Source organism: Flagellimonas sp. 389 (assembly GCF_018449435.1).
GTDB lineage: Bacteria > Bacteroidota > Bacteroidia > Flavobacteriales > Flavobacteriaceae > Flagellimonas.
In genome coordinates this window covers 87206-102615 of the sequence record NZ_JAHCMU010000008.1, presented here as the reverse complement: position 1 = coordinate 102615, position 15410 = coordinate 87206, and the positions used below count along the sequence as shown (strand labels likewise).

General features: G+C 39.0%; 13 protein-coding genes. 8 read left to right on the top strand and 5 right to left on the bottom strand.

The features are described from left to right. Window positions 1-42: 42 nt before the first annotated feature. The 6 genes from bioA (at window position 43) to KIM67_RS08650 (ending at window position 6813) form a co-directional block, all read left to right on the top strand. Complete coding sequence (gene bioA, locus KIM67_RS08675) at window positions 43-1338, top strand: adenosylmethionine--8-amino-7-oxononanoate transaminase (RefSeq protein ID WP_250149205.1); 1296 nt, start codon at window positions 43-45, stop codon at window positions 1336-1338. A gap of 6 nt (window positions 1339-1344) precedes the next feature. Beyond that, entirely contained in the window at window positions 1345-2577 is a 1233-nt protein-coding gene (locus KIM67_RS08670; protein WP_213830947.1) for a beta-ketoacyl synthase N-terminal-like domain-containing protein, read from the top strand. A 63-nt stretch (window positions 2578-2640) separates the two neighbouring features. Next, window positions 2641-3219 carry a hypothetical protein gene (locus KIM67_RS08665; protein ID WP_213830946.1) on the top strand — a complete coding sequence of 193 codons (579 nt, stop codon included), beginning with the start codon at window positions 2641-2643 and terminating at the stop codon, window positions 3217-3219. A gap of 4 nt (window positions 3220-3223) precedes the next feature. Further along, window positions 3224-4660 (top strand): flotillin family protein, encoded by a 1437-nt coding sequence (locus tag KIM67_RS08660; protein WP_250149204.1) that lies wholly within the window; start codon window positions 3224-3226, stop codon window positions 4658-4660. A gap of 122 nt (window positions 4661-4782) precedes the next feature. Continuing rightward, complete coding sequence (gene bioB, locus KIM67_RS08655; RefSeq protein ID WP_213830945.1) at window positions 4783-5883, top strand: biotin synthase BioB; 1101 nt, start codon at window positions 4783-4785, stop codon at window positions 5881-5883. 60 nt (window positions 5884-5943) lie between these two features. After that, window positions 5944-6813, top strand: coding sequence for a cupin-like domain-containing protein (locus KIM67_RS08650; protein ID WP_213830944.1), 870 nt, complete (start codon window positions 5944-5946; stop codon window positions 6811-6813). 123 nt (window positions 6814-6936) lie between these two features. Here the strand turns inward: KIM67_RS08650 and KIM67_RS08645 are convergent, their stop codons facing one another. After that, window positions 6937-9654, bottom strand: coding sequence for a phosphoenolpyruvate carboxylase (locus KIM67_RS08645; RefSeq protein WP_213830943.1), 2718 nt, complete (start codon window positions 9652-9654; stop codon window positions 6937-6939). A 337-nt stretch (window positions 9655-9991) separates the two neighbouring features. Here KIM67_RS08645 and KIM67_RS08640 point away from each other — a divergent pair, with 337 nt between their 5' ends. Further along, window positions 9992-10714, top strand: coding sequence for a hypothetical protein (locus KIM67_RS08640; RefSeq protein ID WP_213830942.1), 723 nt, complete (start codon window positions 9992-9994; stop codon window positions 10712-10714). A 76-nt stretch (window positions 10715-10790) separates the two neighbouring features. Here KIM67_RS08640 and KIM67_RS08635 read toward each other — a convergent pair whose 3' ends face one another. The 4 genes from KIM67_RS08635 to KIM67_RS08620 all read right to left on the bottom strand — a co-directional run bounded on the left by KIM67_RS08635 (window position 10791) and on the right by KIM67_RS08620 (window position 14230). Beyond that, complete coding sequence (locus KIM67_RS08635) at window positions 10791-11261, bottom strand: regulatory protein RecX (protein WP_213830941.1); 471 nt, start codon at window positions 11259-11261, stop codon at window positions 10791-10793. Next, entirely contained in the window at window positions 11261-12022 is a 762-nt protein-coding gene (locus KIM67_RS08630; protein ID WP_213830940.1) for a DUF3667 domain-containing protein, read from the bottom strand. Before KIM67_RS08630 ends, KIM67_RS08635 begins: the two co-directional genes overlap by 1 nt. 94 nt (window positions 12023-12116) lie before the next feature. Next, entirely contained in the window at window positions 12117-13664 is a 1548-nt protein-coding gene (locus tag KIM67_RS08625; RefSeq protein ID WP_213830939.1) for a ribonuclease E/G, read from the bottom strand. Between the two features lie 275 nt (window positions 13665-13939). After that, window positions 13940-14230 (bottom strand): HU family DNA-binding protein, encoded by a 291-nt coding sequence (locus KIM67_RS08620; protein ID WP_036380395.1) that lies wholly within the window; start codon window positions 14228-14230, stop codon window positions 13940-13942. A gap of 122 nt (window positions 14231-14352) precedes the next feature. Between KIM67_RS08620 and mutY the strand changes: the two genes are divergently transcribed. Continuing rightward, a complete protein-coding gene (mutY, locus tag KIM67_RS08615) occupies window positions 14353-15390 on the top strand; it encodes an A/G-specific adenine glycosylase (RefSeq protein ID WP_213830938.1) in 1038 nt (345 codons plus the stop codon). Window positions 15391-15410: the final 20 nt, after the last annotated feature.

Sequence of the window (15410 nt, the reverse complement as noted above, 5' to 3'; positions counted from 1 at the left end):
ATTTTTTTGTGTTTTAATTACGACCTTTGCAAGATAGATAAATTGAAGCTTTTGATTAATACTGCTGCATTGGAAAAATTATCGGACAGGGACAAAAAACACCTTTGGCACCCTTTGACCCAACATAAGGTCCATCCGGAAATGCTTGCTATTACAAAAGCAAAAGGAGTAATCTTAACTGATGAAGCGGGTAAGGAGTACGTTGATGGTATATCTTCATGGTACACCTGTATGTACGGCCACTGCCATCCTTATATCTTGGAAAAAGTGGGCGCGCAAATGCAACATTTGGATCAGGTCGTCTTTAGTGGATTCACCCATGAACCTGCCGTAAAATTATCAGAAGAACTTATCAAAATCCTTCCCGAAAATCAAGAAAAACTCTTTTTCTCCGATAACGGATCTACAGCTACCGAAATCGGAATAAAAATGGCGTTGCAATATCATTTTAACCGAGGCGAAAAGCGTAATGTGCTTTTGGCATTCGAAGAAGCATTTCACGGAGATACCTTTGGTGCCATGTCAGTTTCTGGTCTATCCGTTTACAATGGTCCTTTTAAAGATTTTTTTATTGAAGTGGAGCGAGTTCCAGTACCTACCACAGACAATATAGAAGCCATTCTTACACAATTACAAGTTAGATTGGAGCAAGGCGGCATCGCTGGGTTTATTTACGAACCTTTGGTACAAGGTGCAGCGGCAATGAAAATGCACGACTCTGTTGGTCTTGACAGAATGCTATCACTTTTAAAAGAATACGATGTCCTCACTATAGCTGATGAGGTAATGACAGGGTTTGGGAAAACCGGAAAGTTTTTTGCTTCTGACCATCTGGAAACTAAACCTGATATCATGTGCCTCTCAAAAGCATTGACGGCAGGATTAGTGCCCATGGGGCTCACAACATGTACACAACAAGTGTATCAAGCGTTTTATAGTGATGATATTGCGAAGGGCTTGTTTCACGGACATACCTACACGGGCAATCCATTGGCCTGTGCCGCTGCGCTATCAGCTTTGGAATTGCTTCAGACCGATGAAATCCAAGAGAATATTAAAAATATTATCTCATGGCACAAACAGTTTGATGTATCCATTAAAAACCATCCAAAAGTAGCTTCAACCCGTCAATTGGGAGTAATATATGCATTGGATTTGAATGTGAAAATGGAACGCTATGGCAATTTAAGGGACAAACTGTTCAAGCACTTTATGGATAATGGGGTGTTTTTGCGCCCGCTAGGAAATACCATATACATTTTAGCACCTTACATTACCACCAAAACAGAAATGGAACGTATTTACGGAGCTATTAAATCGACACTGGAACTGGTGTAGGAAAACATGTTGAAAGAACCTATTTCGATTACCGCAATAGCCTCAATCTCATCATTGGGGAACTCTTTGGAAGAAGTCTGGAATTCTTACAACGATTCCAATCATAGACTTTCCGCAATTGAAATTGGAGCACAAAGGGTTTGGGCCGCTACATTACCTGAAACCTTAACGTTGGAAATAGAACATCTGAGACAATCGGATGCTAAGTACAAGAATTTAGACGATTCGGTTCTTTTTGCTATCCATGTTTCTAGAAAAGCAATTGAACAGGCAGGCTGGAGCGGTAAAACGGATTTTGGAATCAATATTGGTTCATCTAGGGGGGCAACAGCGCTTTTTGAAAAATATCATGAAGACTTTTTACGGGAAGGAAAATCGTCAACCTTATCATCACCTACAACCACCTTGGGGAACATATCATCTTGGGTAGCACATGACCTAAAATCCAAAGGACCGGATATCTCTCATTCCATTACCTGTTCAACGGCTTTGCATTCCTTGTTGAATGGTATTGCTTGGATTCAGTCAGGAATGTCCAATACTTTTTTGGTAGGGGGCAGCGAGGCGCCATTGACTCCTTTTACGATTGCCCAGATGCAAGCTTTAAAGATTTATGCCCCCTTTGAATCTTCTCAGGGAACAAACTTGGTGACTGAGCGTAGCCGAAGTCACAGAATAAATCTCTCGGAAGCTGAGCGAAGTCGAAGCTACCCTTGCCAAGCCTTAAACTTCAATAAGAAAAAAAACTCCATGGTCCTTGGGGAAGGAGCGGCAATGGCTTGTTTGGAAGGGGGAAAACAATCAAATGCATTAGCTTTGATTCAAGGTGTAGGGTATGCCACGGAACCTCTAAAGCACAATGTATCTATCTCTGCGGATGCACAATGTTTTCAGGAGTCCATGAAAATGGCTCTCAGCAGTTTATCTCCAGAAGACGTGGATGTGATTGTGATGCATTCCCCGGGTACTGTGAAAGGAGATTTATCCGAGCTAAAGGCCATTGAAAAAGTTTTTTGTAACAAATTACCTTTTTTGACTACTAATAAGTGGAAAGTGGGACACACTTTTGGAGCCTCCGGAATGTTGAGTGTAGAAATGGCTATTTTGATGCTTCAATATCAAAAACACATTCAACCTCCATTATATCGGCAAGAAGTAAAAAAAGAATCCATACAAAAGATAATGGTCAATGCCGTAGGGTTCGGTGGGAACGCAGTTTCCGTTTTACTTTCTGTATAAGACCTGTAAAAATTTACGGTAAAGTCTTATCTTGACCAAAACATCAACTTAATACTTTTAACTATGGAAAACTGGTTTGCCGCGTTGACTTTATTTGAAAAAATCTATTGGATCATTGCCATTACAGGTTCTGTTGTTTTGGTGATTTTTGTTATCATGACATTCATCGGTGGAGAAGTAGATGACCTTAGTGGTGATGTTGACACAGATATCGATGCAGACGGCGGAATATCATTTCAATTTCTTTCCATTAAAAACCTTATGGGATTTTTCACCATTTTTGGATGGTCAGGAATTGCTTGTTTGGATAACGGATTGTCTAAAGGTATCACTGTAGTTGTATCCATCTTTTTTGGATTGTTGATGATGTTTCTTATGGCATCTTTATTTTATTATTTGAGCAAGATGCAAAGTAGCGGAACCCTGAAGCTTAAAAATGCCTTAAACCAAATTGGGGAGGTGTATTTGACCGTTGGGGCGAACAGGTCCAAAATAGGTAAAGTGAGTATCAATGTACAGGGAACCTTGCGTGAACTGGAGGCATTGACCGATGAGGATACAGACCTTGTCCAAAGTAATGTGGTCAAGGTAAAAGAGATTACCGCGAACGGAATATTGATTGTTGAACTTTTAAATAAATAACCAAATGTTACTATTATTACAAATGCAAATGGGAGGAAGCGCCTCATTGTTGGGTATTGGCTTTGCCGTACTATTTTTCTTTATCATCATCATTTCCTTTATAAGAAGGTATAAAAGATGTCCGTCCGACCGTATTCTGGTAGTCTATGGAAAAGTGGGTACAGGTAATTCGGCGAAGTGTATCCATGGTGGTGCCGCTTTTATCTGGCCCGTTATTCAGGATTATGAATTTCTGGATCTAACACCTATTTCCATTGAAGTTGATTTAGCGAATGCCTTGAGTAGACAAAATATTAGGGTAAATGTTCCTTCAAGGTTTACCATAGGTATTTCTACGGAACCCGGGGTCATGCAGAATGCCGCCGAGCGACTTTTAGGTTTAGGAATGCAGGAAGTACAGGATTTGGCCAAAGAAATCATTTTTGGTCAGTTGCGTTTGGTCGTCGCTTCTATGGATATCGAAGAAATCAATTCAGATAGAGATAAATTTTTGTCCAATATTTCGCAAAGTGTAGAATCTGAATTAAAGAAAGTAGGTCTTAAACTGATCAACGTAAACATTACCGATATCGTAGATGAGTCGGGATATATAGAAGCTTTGGGTAAAGAAGCTGCGGCCCACGCCATAAATGCTGCACGTAAGTCAGTAGCCGAAAAAAACAGGGATGGGTCTATTGGTGAAGCAAATGCAGTACAGGATGAGCGCACACAAGTGGCGGCTGCAAATGCAAAGGCCGTAGAAGGAGAGAACATTGCTAAAATCGATGTAGCCAATTCAGATTCATTGCGTAGGCAACGAGAAGCAGAAGCAGAACGTACCGCTATCGCAGCCGAAAAAGTACAAGCGGCAAAGGCCCTTGAGGAGTCCTATGCCGCGGAAAAAGATGCGGAAATTGCAAGAGCTGAAAGAGAACGTAGTTCCCAAATGGCGGATATTGTAGTACCTGCTGAGATTGATAAAAAGAAAGTTGAAATCGATGCAGAAGCCGAAGCCGAAATGATCCGTCGAAGAGCAAAAGGGGAAGCCGATGCCATTCTTTTTAAAGCCGAAGCCGAAGCAAAAGGTATTTTTGAAGTCTTGACCAAACAAGCAGAAGGTTTGGACAAAATTGTGCAGGCGGCAGGGGATAACCCAAAAGATGCAGTACTCCTATTGATTGCGGACAAATTGCCAGAATTGGTTGAAAAACAAGCAGAAGCAATCAAAAACATTAAAATTGATAAGGTCACGGTTTGGGATTCTGGCGCTAAGACCGAAGATGGTAAAAACTCAACGGCTAATTTTATCTCAGGTATGTATAAGTCCGTACCGCCATTGCAGGACATGTTCAATATGGCAGGAATGCAGCTTCCCGAGTACTTAAAAGGGAAGGATACCACTGAAATGTCGGATAAAGAAGAAAGCAAACCTACTTCAGAAAAAAAGGATACATCAGAATAAACTCTTGCAAAACTGGCAGATAAGGCGATGATAATTATCATTGCCTTTCTTTTTTTAAGAACTTAAAATTGCAGTCTTTTAGGAATAACACCTATTTTTGAAAATAGATAGAGCCTTACCATATGAGCGAATTAAGACATAATTGGACCAAAGAAGAAATACTTGAGATATATAATAAGCCGTTGATGGAGTTGCTTTACGAAGCAGCAACGGTACATCGTAAGTACCATGACCCCAACACGGTTCAGGTTTCTACCTTAATTTCCATAAAGACAGGAGGATGTTCGGAGGACTGCGGGTATTGTCCGCAAGCCGCAAGGTACCATACAGATATAGATGAGAACGACTTAATGACGGTACCCCATGTAAAAGCGCAGGCACTTAGGGCCAAGGCATCGGGGAGTTCAAGAGTTTGTATGGGCGCTGCATGGCGTAACGTTAAGGATGGCCCTGAGTTTGATCAGGTCTTGGAGATGGTGCGTACCATTAACAAGCTGGATATGGAGGTTTGCTGTACTTTGGGCATGTTGACCGAGAATCAGGCAAATCGCTTGGCAGAGGCAGGCTTGTATGCGTATAACCACAATTTGGATACTTCTGAAGATTACTATAAAGATGTTATCTCTACACGTGCTTTTGAAGATCGTTTGGATACTATAGGAAATGTGCGCAAAAGCAACGTTACGGTCTGTAGCGGTGGTATTATTGGCATGGGAGAAAAACTGGAAGATCGCGCGGGAATGTTGGTTGCATTGGCTTCACTAAACCCTCAGCCAGAATCAGTGCCTATAAATGCATTGGTTGCCGTAGAAGGAACTCCCATGGAAGATATAGAGCCTATTTCAATTTGGGAAATGATTCGTATGGTAGCAACCACGCGTATTGTAATTCCTAAAACACAGGTTAGATTATCTGCAGGAAGGACTGAAATGAGCAGAGAGGGACAAGCCATGTGTTTCTTTGCCGGAGCCAATTCCATTTTTGCTGGAGATAAATTGTTGACTACTCCCAACCCAGATGTAAACGAGGATATGGAAATGTTTGGACTATTGGGGCTAAAACCTCAAAAACCTTTTGAGAAAGTTTCCCAGCCCAAAACGGTTGAAGCCTCTGATTCCCAATTCCAAGCTTTGGGCGAAAAACCCAAGTGGTCACGCCCGGGACATAAGATAGAACGTAACGAAGAAGCCAAACAAAAGGCTAAATTAGTCCCGAAGGAGTAACCTTAGGGGTACAATTTAAAAACCTTTTAGTAATTTTATAGTTTCAAAATACCTGAGATTTTGGAACTTAACCTTGAACAAATTCCTCGTGTAAAGACCCTTTCGAAGAAAGAGTTTATCGCTATGTACTTCAAGCCCCAGAGGCCTGTGGTAATCGAAAGTTTTATTGAAGATTGGCCCGCATACTCTAAATGGAACCTAGAGTATATTAAACAGGTTGCAGGTGAAAAGATGGTTCCTCTTTATGATGATAGGCCTGTAAAACATGATGAGGGCTTTAACGAACCCCATGCTACAATGAAAATGCGGGATTATATAGACTTGTTAAAAAGCAAGCCTACCAAGTATCGTATTTTTCTTTGGAATGTTATAAAGGAAGTTCCTCAGCTTCAAAAAGACTTTAGTTACCCAAACTTTGGATTGCGATTAATGAAAGGATTGCCCATGCTCTTCTTTGGAGGAAGAAATTCCCATACATTCATGCATTATGATATTGATTTGGCCAATATCTTCCATTTCCATTTTGAAGGAGAAAAGCAATGTATACTTTTTCCACAGTCGGAAACCAAGTTCTTGTACAAGATTCCACATTCGCTCATAACACGGGAAGACATAGATTTTGCAAACCCCAACTTTAAAAAATGGCCTGCATTGAAGAACGCCAAAGGATATGCTGCTAAATTAGAGCATGGCAACGTTCTATACATACCAGAGGGATACTGGCATTATATGAAATACGTAACTCCGGGTTTTTCAATGAGTCTGCGAGCTATTGCCAGAAAACCCAAGAACTTCAGCAAGGCTGTTTATAATATTTTTTTTATGCGGCACTTCGATAATCTAATGAGAAGGATTAAAGGTCAAAAGTGGATAGATTGGAAAAATGAAAAAGCCATAAAGCGTACGCATAGTCTATTCGTAAAAAAGTAGATTTTTAAATGTTGTTAGACCAGTTTTTACTCATGTAAAAGAAAAACTTTGGGCATCGGTACAATATGGATAACGACACCCAAAGGCTTCAATACATGTCCAATAGATTGACAGAATTCTATCTTAACCAGTACTTTTTAAACCGCCGGATAGCGCATTTACCAACAATAAAAGCATTAACAACAATTGACTGTCCTCTTGTTGTTCGATTCTTTTCTGCTGTCGCCATTTTTCGAGCGATTTTATCTGGATCATGTGCAATACTTTTAGTGCCTCTTTTCTGAGTTTGTTGTTTTCCAGTTTGGAGACTCTACGTTTTTCTATGGATGAACCCATCAGATTCCCGATTTGTTTTAAGCACGCATCATAATCGGTCAGAATAAGTGACATTAATTCACTTCTTACGGTGGAGTTTTCAACTAGATTGGCAAACACCTTCATGATTTCGGTATTTGAGCTTAAAAGATTTGTTTCAATTTGAATTAGCCCGAATTTTAAAAAGGGCCATTCTTCAGCAGCAGCTTTTAGGCGTTCAAAATCCTTAGGGTACTGCTCTTCAAACTTGCCAAGAGCTGCGCCGGTTCCAAACCATCCGCTAAGGTTGAATCTTGATTGATTCCAACTGAATACCCAGGGTATGGAGCGCAAATCATTGAGTGTTCTCTGCCCAGTTCTCCGTGCAGGTCTGGAACCGATCTTACTTTGTTCCAATACATCTATAGGAGTAGCTTGGCTATAGAATTCTATAAACTTGGGATGGTCCAACAATTGTCTGTAATTACTTCTGGACATTTCTACAAGACGGTCCATGGTGTCATATAATTTTTCGTCTTTATCCTTGTCCACAGCTATCATTGCCTGCCTAGCCGTACCGGAAATCATCATTTCTAGATTGTAACAGGCATTTAAACGATTGGCAAATTGATTGGCAATGGTTTCACCTTGTACGGTCATTTTAATATGTCCGCTCATGGAACCGGCCGGCATGCTTTCCAAAAACCGATGGATTTTCCCGCCGCCTCTACTTATAGTTCCACCGCGTCCATGGAAAAAACGAAGTTGAACTCCAAGTCGGTTACTCATTTCCGTAAGTTTTTCCTCTGCTTTATAGATAGTCCATCGACTGGTCAATATACCACCATCCTTATTACTGTCACTATACCCCAACATGACCTCCTGTACAAACGATTTTTTCCCCTCTCGCATTTTTTCAACTATGGAATGGGTCAAAAATGCTTCTAATATTTTGGGTCCGGCTACTAAATCATCTATGGTTTCCAATAGTGGTACTACGGGTAACTTAGCATCCTTTAAACCTACTTCCCTCAAGAATAGAAGAACAACGAGCAAGTCGCTCAAGCTTCGGGTCATGCTAATGATTACAGAACCAATACCATCTGTTCCGTATAGGTCTACATAGTTTTTTACTTCCCTAAAGTATCCCAACACGTTGTCTGCTTCTGGTCCACAAGGCGTACCAGCTATAAGAAAAGGTCGGTTACTTTGCAATTCTTGATCAATAAAGGATAATCTTTTTTCTTCATCCCAATTGGAATAGTCAAAATCTGTAAAGCCAGCAGTTTTGAGTATCTGACTAATTGCTTTTTCATGATATTCACTATTCTGTCTTATGTCCAGCTTTGCTAAATGAAAACCAAAGCAGCTTAGGGTCCGTTCAACTGGCAGCAGGTATTCTTTAGCAATCCTATTTGCCCCTAATCTGATTAGAACATCCCTTAGCTTTCTTAACGCAGCAGCTAAATGATCTGGTCGTGAATAATAACATTCTTCACCAAGTTCGAAACGTTCGTTTAGGGTATTGTCCAAGCGAACAATCAACAAATTGATGAACTGTCGCAGAGGTTCGGAATGATTACGTTCCATGGCCTGCTGACCAGCTTCTCCCAAACTTTTAGCACTTGTGTTTAAATCAGCAAGAAACTCAGAGGGAACTTTATTAAGATACTCTGAAAAGCTAAGTTCCTTCGCTAACTGAACCAGTTCCTTCCTCATAATTTTCAATGCTGAATATCGATGTAGTTTAAGGGTGGAGGCGGTAAACTCCGGCGTCACGTAAGGGTGTCCATCCCTGTCCCCACCGACCCAACTTCCAAACGCTAAGTTGGGATATTGTTCTGGACGTTCCAGAAGTTTTTTGGAAAAACCCATGTACTCCCAAGCATCGTTCAAACGCTGATCGGTTAAACGCAAAGCTTCTGGGAATACGTTTTCAAAGTAGTGCATCACATTGCTACGTTCATCTTCCAATCTTGGTTTTTGTAGGTATATCTCACCTGTACGCCACCAACGTTCCAACAAGCTTTTGATCTCTTGTTTTATTAAAGCTCGCTCTGAAGTGGACCAAAGGGGATTTTCGTTTTTCACCAATAGTACATAAAGCTCTCGGTGTATATCCAATACGGTCAGTCGTTTTGCTTCTGAAGGATGCGCAGTTAGTACGGGCATTACCTTAATCTTGGGCAATAGGTCTGCTATTTCTTGCTCCTTAATCCCAGAGGTATTCCATAATTTCAAAGTTTCCCCCCATGACCCACGAATACTTTCCAGACCGAATTGGGTTTCTGTTTTTCGACGAAATTGAGTGGCTGCGTTTTCTTCCACTGCATTAAGTAATTCAAAACAAATGCCGATCGCCTGTGCAAGTTTTTCATCTGGAATGCCAGACTGATTTTTAGGGGATGGATTATTTTCGAGTGGAATCATTGCCGCTAAGTCATTTTCGCCAAGTGATTCCAGCATTTCTTTGAATGTAGCTATGAGATAGGTAAAATCTGTTCTGATTTTTTGTAGCCCTTCGAGTTCTAGTGTTTGTTTATCCATAGGGTATTGTAAGGTTTAATTGATGTTTGCCAATAGGAATTTACTCAGCAAATTCCATGTAATAAAATTAGCTAATCAATCAGGATTTAATATGTATGTATATCAGTTTTATGTTTTTTTTTTGGAAACATAACGAAGGGTTTAAAATAAAGGAAAGTCGCTCAACAAGTTGAAAAATTTTACTGATATCAATAAGCTGGTCCAAAAAGTTTCAATAGCGTTCAATCCCTAGTTTTTATTAACATTTTTAACCAAAATTTGGCTTCTATTTTACTTTGGGTTTTTATAATTTTAAGTTGTAAACAGCGCTATTTATTAAGTGATACTTTTTTAAAAAATGACTTTTGAAACAACATTGAACAACTATTTTCCCGGGAGTATTTCCCTAGAGGATTATATACATCAAACCCATGAAAAATTGACTCCATTGGGTTTTACAAATGAAAACACTTTTGCTTGCGTTAGTGTATGTCGAGATGAAATCACTAAACCGCTTTTAGATCAAACCGACCTTGTGTGGGGAGAGGTGTTTAACTTTTCGAGTTTGGCTGGGTCGTTAACACTGGGCAAAACCGGTTTTGCTGCTGCATCGAGCCATGCTCCTATCATTGATGGACTGGAACGCTATATTTTTATTGCTATGCCACATATTGCCATAAGCGAAAAAGGCGAGATAGGTATTGTGTATCGCGAAGGTAGATCAGGGGCTTCCCATGCCTGTGGTGCTTTGGAAGCAATTATTGATGAAATAGGAAATGGAAAGTTGCATTTACAATTGGATATGGATGACATTGAACAAAGTATTTTAAAAACAAAGATTTTTGAGAAACTTCAATATGGGGAAAAACCGAACTTGGTGCGTATAACTAAAATCGCCCATGAGATAATAGTAGAGGATTTGGAAAGGCTTATTCAAGTGTCTGAGAAGGAGCCTTACGATTATGCTGTCTTAACGGGTATCATGATTCATGGTCCTGAAGAAAGTAACTACGTATATCCGCAAAGTTTTTATGCGGTAACCATGGAAAATAGAGAAGAAAAAAAGAGTTTGGTATTGTAGTTTTCAACTGGAGAAGTGGCAGCATCCGAGTATTGTGCAAATATTGGATGTTGCCCCAACATTTTCATGGTCGATTTTAAATCAGTTCCTTTAATTTTTCATAGACCAGATAACTTTCCCATCCCCGGTAGAGTAGATAATCGGCTAGTTTCTTTTTCTTTTTTAAAGGATTGGTCTCTGTAATTTGGTTGAGTCTTTTTTGTGCTAGTTCGTCTAGCGTACTTTGATATATACCATCATCAATTTCGGCTAAAGCACTTTCTATATTGTATTTTGAAATTTGACGAGACTTCAGTTCGTTAATTATTCTGTTTCTCCCCCATTTCTTTATATTGAATTTTCCTCTTGCAAAACTTTTTGCAAAGCGTTCTTCATTTAGATAATTCTCTTGTATGAGATGTGCTAAAATATGGTCTATTGCTTCTGGAATCATTCGCATTCCTTTTAATTTTTCATACACATCTTTGTGACAACGTTCTTGGTAGGCACAGTATGATTCCAGTTTTCTGGTAGCCTCGGTTACTGAATAAGCTTTTGAAGGGCCCATTAATTATTTAAGTAGGATATTAGAAAAGCAATAGCAAAGAGTAGTGCTAATAGAATAATAATAAAAGCAGTAAACATAACGATGAACAGGAAAAATTTTAAAATGGAAGTTCCCAAGTCTAGTTTAAATAATTTGCCAAAGCTGTAAAGGTAGAGAAAGAAAGTAATGAATGTAGTAATAGAGTAAACAAGGGGATGTGTTAATAAGCTGATATAAAAGAAAATAAAGATAAAGATAAAACTGGTGCCTTGAATGTAGGAATTGAACACTAGATGTTCGGCATAGTTATAGGTTTTACGATAAATAAAATACGTAAACAAAGAATAAACAGGAATAAGAATCAGTGTAGTGATATTGAAATACTCTATAATCTCCCCTTTTACTTTTTGAGTATTCTTCAATTGATTACCTCCATAGAAGTCTTTCATCTTTTCACTGAACGCTTGGAGGTGTTCCATAAAATTATCAAGGAACAATGTAAACGAAAACAGGACCAAAGTTGCACCTATAATCAAATAGGTAAAAGGATGCACATATTTTTTTCTGACTCCTTTTGTATATTCTTCTAGAACTATATGAGGGCGGACTACAAGTGATCGTGCTGTAAACAAGTATTTATTGTCCCATCCAAAGATAGTTTCGACGACTTCGGACAATATTCTTTTTAACGTGATTCTGTTTTTAACAACTTTGGCTCCACAGTGAAGGCAAAAAGAAGCTTCTTTAGAAATGGTTTCATGGCAATTAAGACAGTCGGGCATTAAAATTGGTTTGGCTGAGAAACTCAATGTACGAAAAAAATAAAAATATAGTTAAAACAAAAAAAGCGACACCATTTCTGGAGCCGCTTTGGTATTATCTAATTGTTTTACCGTCCTTGTCTTTAAAACGATATTCAAGGTAGGTATATGCATCCCTTGGTTGAATCTTCACCCATTTCTTATATTCTAGGAACCACTTATAACGTGGAGATGGGAAACCTTTGGTCAGGTAAGCTGCAATGAAGGGATGTATATTCAGAACAATACTATTGTTCTTTTGGTTCCCTTTCATGATTCGCTCTAGGTCGTGATTGATTTTATCGATCAATACGATTGGTGCTTCTACTTCTGCACCTGAGCCATTGGGATTTACCTCACTGGTCTTGATATTCATTTCTGGACGAACCCGTTGTCTGGTAATCTGAACAAGTCCAAACTTACTGGGGGGCAATATTTTGTGTTTAGCCCTATCGTCTTTCATTTCATCTCTTAGATGGTCGAACAATTTTCTTCTATGATCACCTTTGATCATATCGATGAAGTCCACTACAATGATTCCGCCCATATCACGAAGCCTTAGCTGTCTCGCAATTTCAGAAGCTGCTGATAGATTTACTTCTAGAGCTGTATCTTCTTGGTTTTTTGCTTTGTTGGAACGGTTGCCACTGTTTACGTCTATTACATGTAAAGCTTCAGTATGTTCTATAACAAGATATGCGCCACGGCTCATAGAGGCCGTTCTTCCGAAGGAGGTCTTTATCTGACGTTCAATACCAAACTTTTCAAATATGGGCGATGTGCCAGAATAATGTTTTACGATTGACTCCTTTTGTGGGGCGATTTCATGTAAATAATCTTTGATTTGATTATAAAGTGTCTCATCATCAACATGTATTCCCGTAAAGGAATCGTTGAACACATCCCTAAGTATGGATGAAGCCCTATTGAGCTCTACTAGTACTTTGGATGGATGAGGCGCTTTTTGCAATTTCTTGCACATTGCCATCCATTTGGACGACAAGTCCTGAAGATCTTTGTCCAGTTCTGCAACTTTCTTGCCTTCTGCGACGGTACGTATGATAACACCAAACCCCTTTGGCTTTATACTCTTTACGAGTCGTATAAGCCTGTCTTTTTCTTCCTTGGTTCCTATTTTTTGTGATACGGAAACACGGTCAGAAAACGGAACCATTACCAAGTAACGCCCTGCTAAGGAAAGCTCTGAGCTAATTCTTGGTCCTTTGGTGGAAATGGGTTCTTTTACAATTTGTACCAATAATGACTGATTGGCCTTAATAACCTCGTTAATACTGCCATTCTTGTCTATATCTTTTTCAAATGGAAAATCTTTTAGGGAGTAGTCTTTTAACTTTCCCGTTCTAACTTTTTTAATGAATTGCAACATGGAGGACAATTGCGGGCCTAGGTCATGATAATGCAGAAAAGCATCTTTTTCATAACCAACATTTACAAATGCCGCATTAAGGCCGGTAACGGGTTTTCTTATCTTCGCTAGGAAGATATCCCCAACGGAGAAATTGTTGTCGTCCTCGTCTTTGTGTAATTCTATTAGTTTTCCATCCTTTAGTAAGGCAAAATCGACTGCATCAGGACTAGATCTTACGATTAATTCTCTATTCACCTGAATCGATTTTTATTTATCCCAGAATTTATGCTAAAGGGATAAATGATTAAACAATATATAGAATCGGTTTTCTTGCAAACCGATTGAAATTCTTCTTTTTTGAATCTCTATGTCAAAGAACGTATGTGTTGAAAATAAAAAAGTAGTTGTTACAACTACTTTTTCTTGTGTCGATTAGCTCTACGGCGCTTTTTACGCTTGTGGGTAGCTACCTTATGTCTTTTTCTTTTTTTACCACTCGGCATATGGTTGTTTCTTTTACGTTAATTATATTATTTTACTTGAACATTGCTTTTTACACCTTCAACAAAAACTTTTGCCGGTTTAAATGCAGGTATATTGTGCGCTGGGATTTTAATAGTTGTATTCTTGGAAATATTTCTTCCGGTTTTTTCCGCCCTCGTCTTAATGATAAAGCTTCCAAAACCTCTTAAATACACATTATCACCATTCTCTAAGGACGATTTTACCTCCTCCATAAAAGATTCAACTGTTGCTTGTACGTCTCCTTTTTCAATACCTAGTTTTTCTGAGATTCTAGTTACAATATCTGCTTTCGTCATTTCGTATTATTATTTTCTTATTTTTTAGGCTTGCAAATATAAAAATTAAAATTAATCTTTTGTTTAAAGCCTTTAATTTTAAGTATATAAACTACTACATTTAACCTATAGTATTTTCCTTGATGTCTTTTTCCCAAAAAATCTTGAAATGGTATGGCCAACATAAGCGCGAACTTCCATGGAGAACAACGAATGACCCTTATAAAATTTGGCTTTCGGAAATCATGCTCCAGCAAACACGAGTTGCACAGGGCATGCCCTATTACCATAAATTTTTAGAAGCTTTCCCCACAGTTTACGACTTGGCAAATGCAGATGAAGAGCAAGTACTAAAGCTTTGGCAGGGCCTGGGATATTATTCTAGGGCAAGAAACTTGCATGCTACGGCTAAAATGGTCGTAACAGAACATGGAGGTCATTTCCCCAATACCTATGAGGGGCTTAAATCGCTGAAAGGTGTTGGGGATTACACTGCCAGTGCAATAGCTTCAATATGCTTTAATGAGCCAGAACCTGTTGTGGATGGCAACGTTTATCGTGTGCTTGCCAGATATTTTGGTGTGGATTTACCCATAAACAGTACGACAGGGGTCAAATATTTTAAGAAATTGGCGCGTGATGTAATGAACGCAGAGAACATTAGGGACTATAATCAAGGGATAATGGAATTTGGTGCCATACAATGTGCTCCCAAAAAGCCATACTGTCTCTTGTGTCCTTTAAATGATAGTTGTGTGGCCCTACAGGAAAACAAAGTTGGGGGCCTTCCTGTTAAACTAAAGAATACTAAAATCAAAAATCGCTTTTTTAACTATTTGATTTTTTTGGACGATAAGAAACAAACATTGCTAGAGCAGCGAAAAGGAAAGGGGATATGGCAGAATTTATACCAATTTCCGCTTGTTGAGTCCCATAACGTAATGAATATTTCAGAATTAAAGGAGCAGATGGGCAATCATAATGACTTTCCGGATTATGCAAAAGTGCTATTGTATAACGAACAGCCTATCGTTCATAAGCTTTCCCATCAACATTTACATACCAGATTTTGGATTTTACAAACAAAGGCGATTTTGAAGAAAGGCATTTCATGGGAAGATATTATATCTTTTCCCGTTCCTGTTTTGATTGCAGATTTCATTAAGACATATAAAATTTAGTACTTTTGACTAATTAAAGA

Coding starts and splice junctions, on each gene's coding strand:
- KIM67_RS08670 (WP_213830947.1), top strand. CDS start 1,345: ATGTTGAAAGAACCTATTTCGATTACCGCAATAGCCTCAATCTCATCA.
- KIM67_RS08620 (WP_036380395.1), bottom strand. CDS start 14,230: ATGACGAAAGCAGATATTGTAACTAGAATCTCAGAAAAACTAGGTATT.
- KIM67_RS08640 (WP_213830942.1), top strand. CDS start 9,992: ATGACTTTTGAAACAACATTGAACAACTATTTTCCCGGGAGTATTTCC.
- KIM67_RS08645 (WP_213830943.1), bottom strand. CDS start 9,654: ATGGATAAACAAACACTAGAACTCGAAGGGCTACAAAAAATCAGAACA.
- KIM67_RS08665 (WP_213830946.1), top strand. CDS start 2,641: ATGGAAAACTGGTTTGCCGCGTTGACTTTATTTGAAAAAATCTATTGG.
- KIM67_RS08635 (WP_213830941.1), bottom strand. CDS start 11,261: ATGGGCCCTTCAAAAGCTTATTCAGTAACCGAGGCTACCAGAAAACTG.
- KIM67_RS08630 (WP_213830940.1), bottom strand. CDS start 12,022: ATGCCCGACTGTCTTAATTGCCATGAAACCATTTCTAAAGAAGCTTCT.
- KIM67_RS08660 (WP_250149204.1), top strand. CDS start 3,224: ATGTTACTATTATTACAAATGCAAATGGGAGGAAGCGCCTCATTGTTG.
- bioB (WP_213830945.1), top strand. CDS start 4,783: ATGAGCGAATTAAGACATAATTGGACCAAAGAAGAAATACTTGAGATA.
- mutY (WP_213830938.1), top strand. CDS start 14,353: ATGTCTTTTTCCCAAAAAATCTTGAAATGGTATGGCCAACATAAGCGC.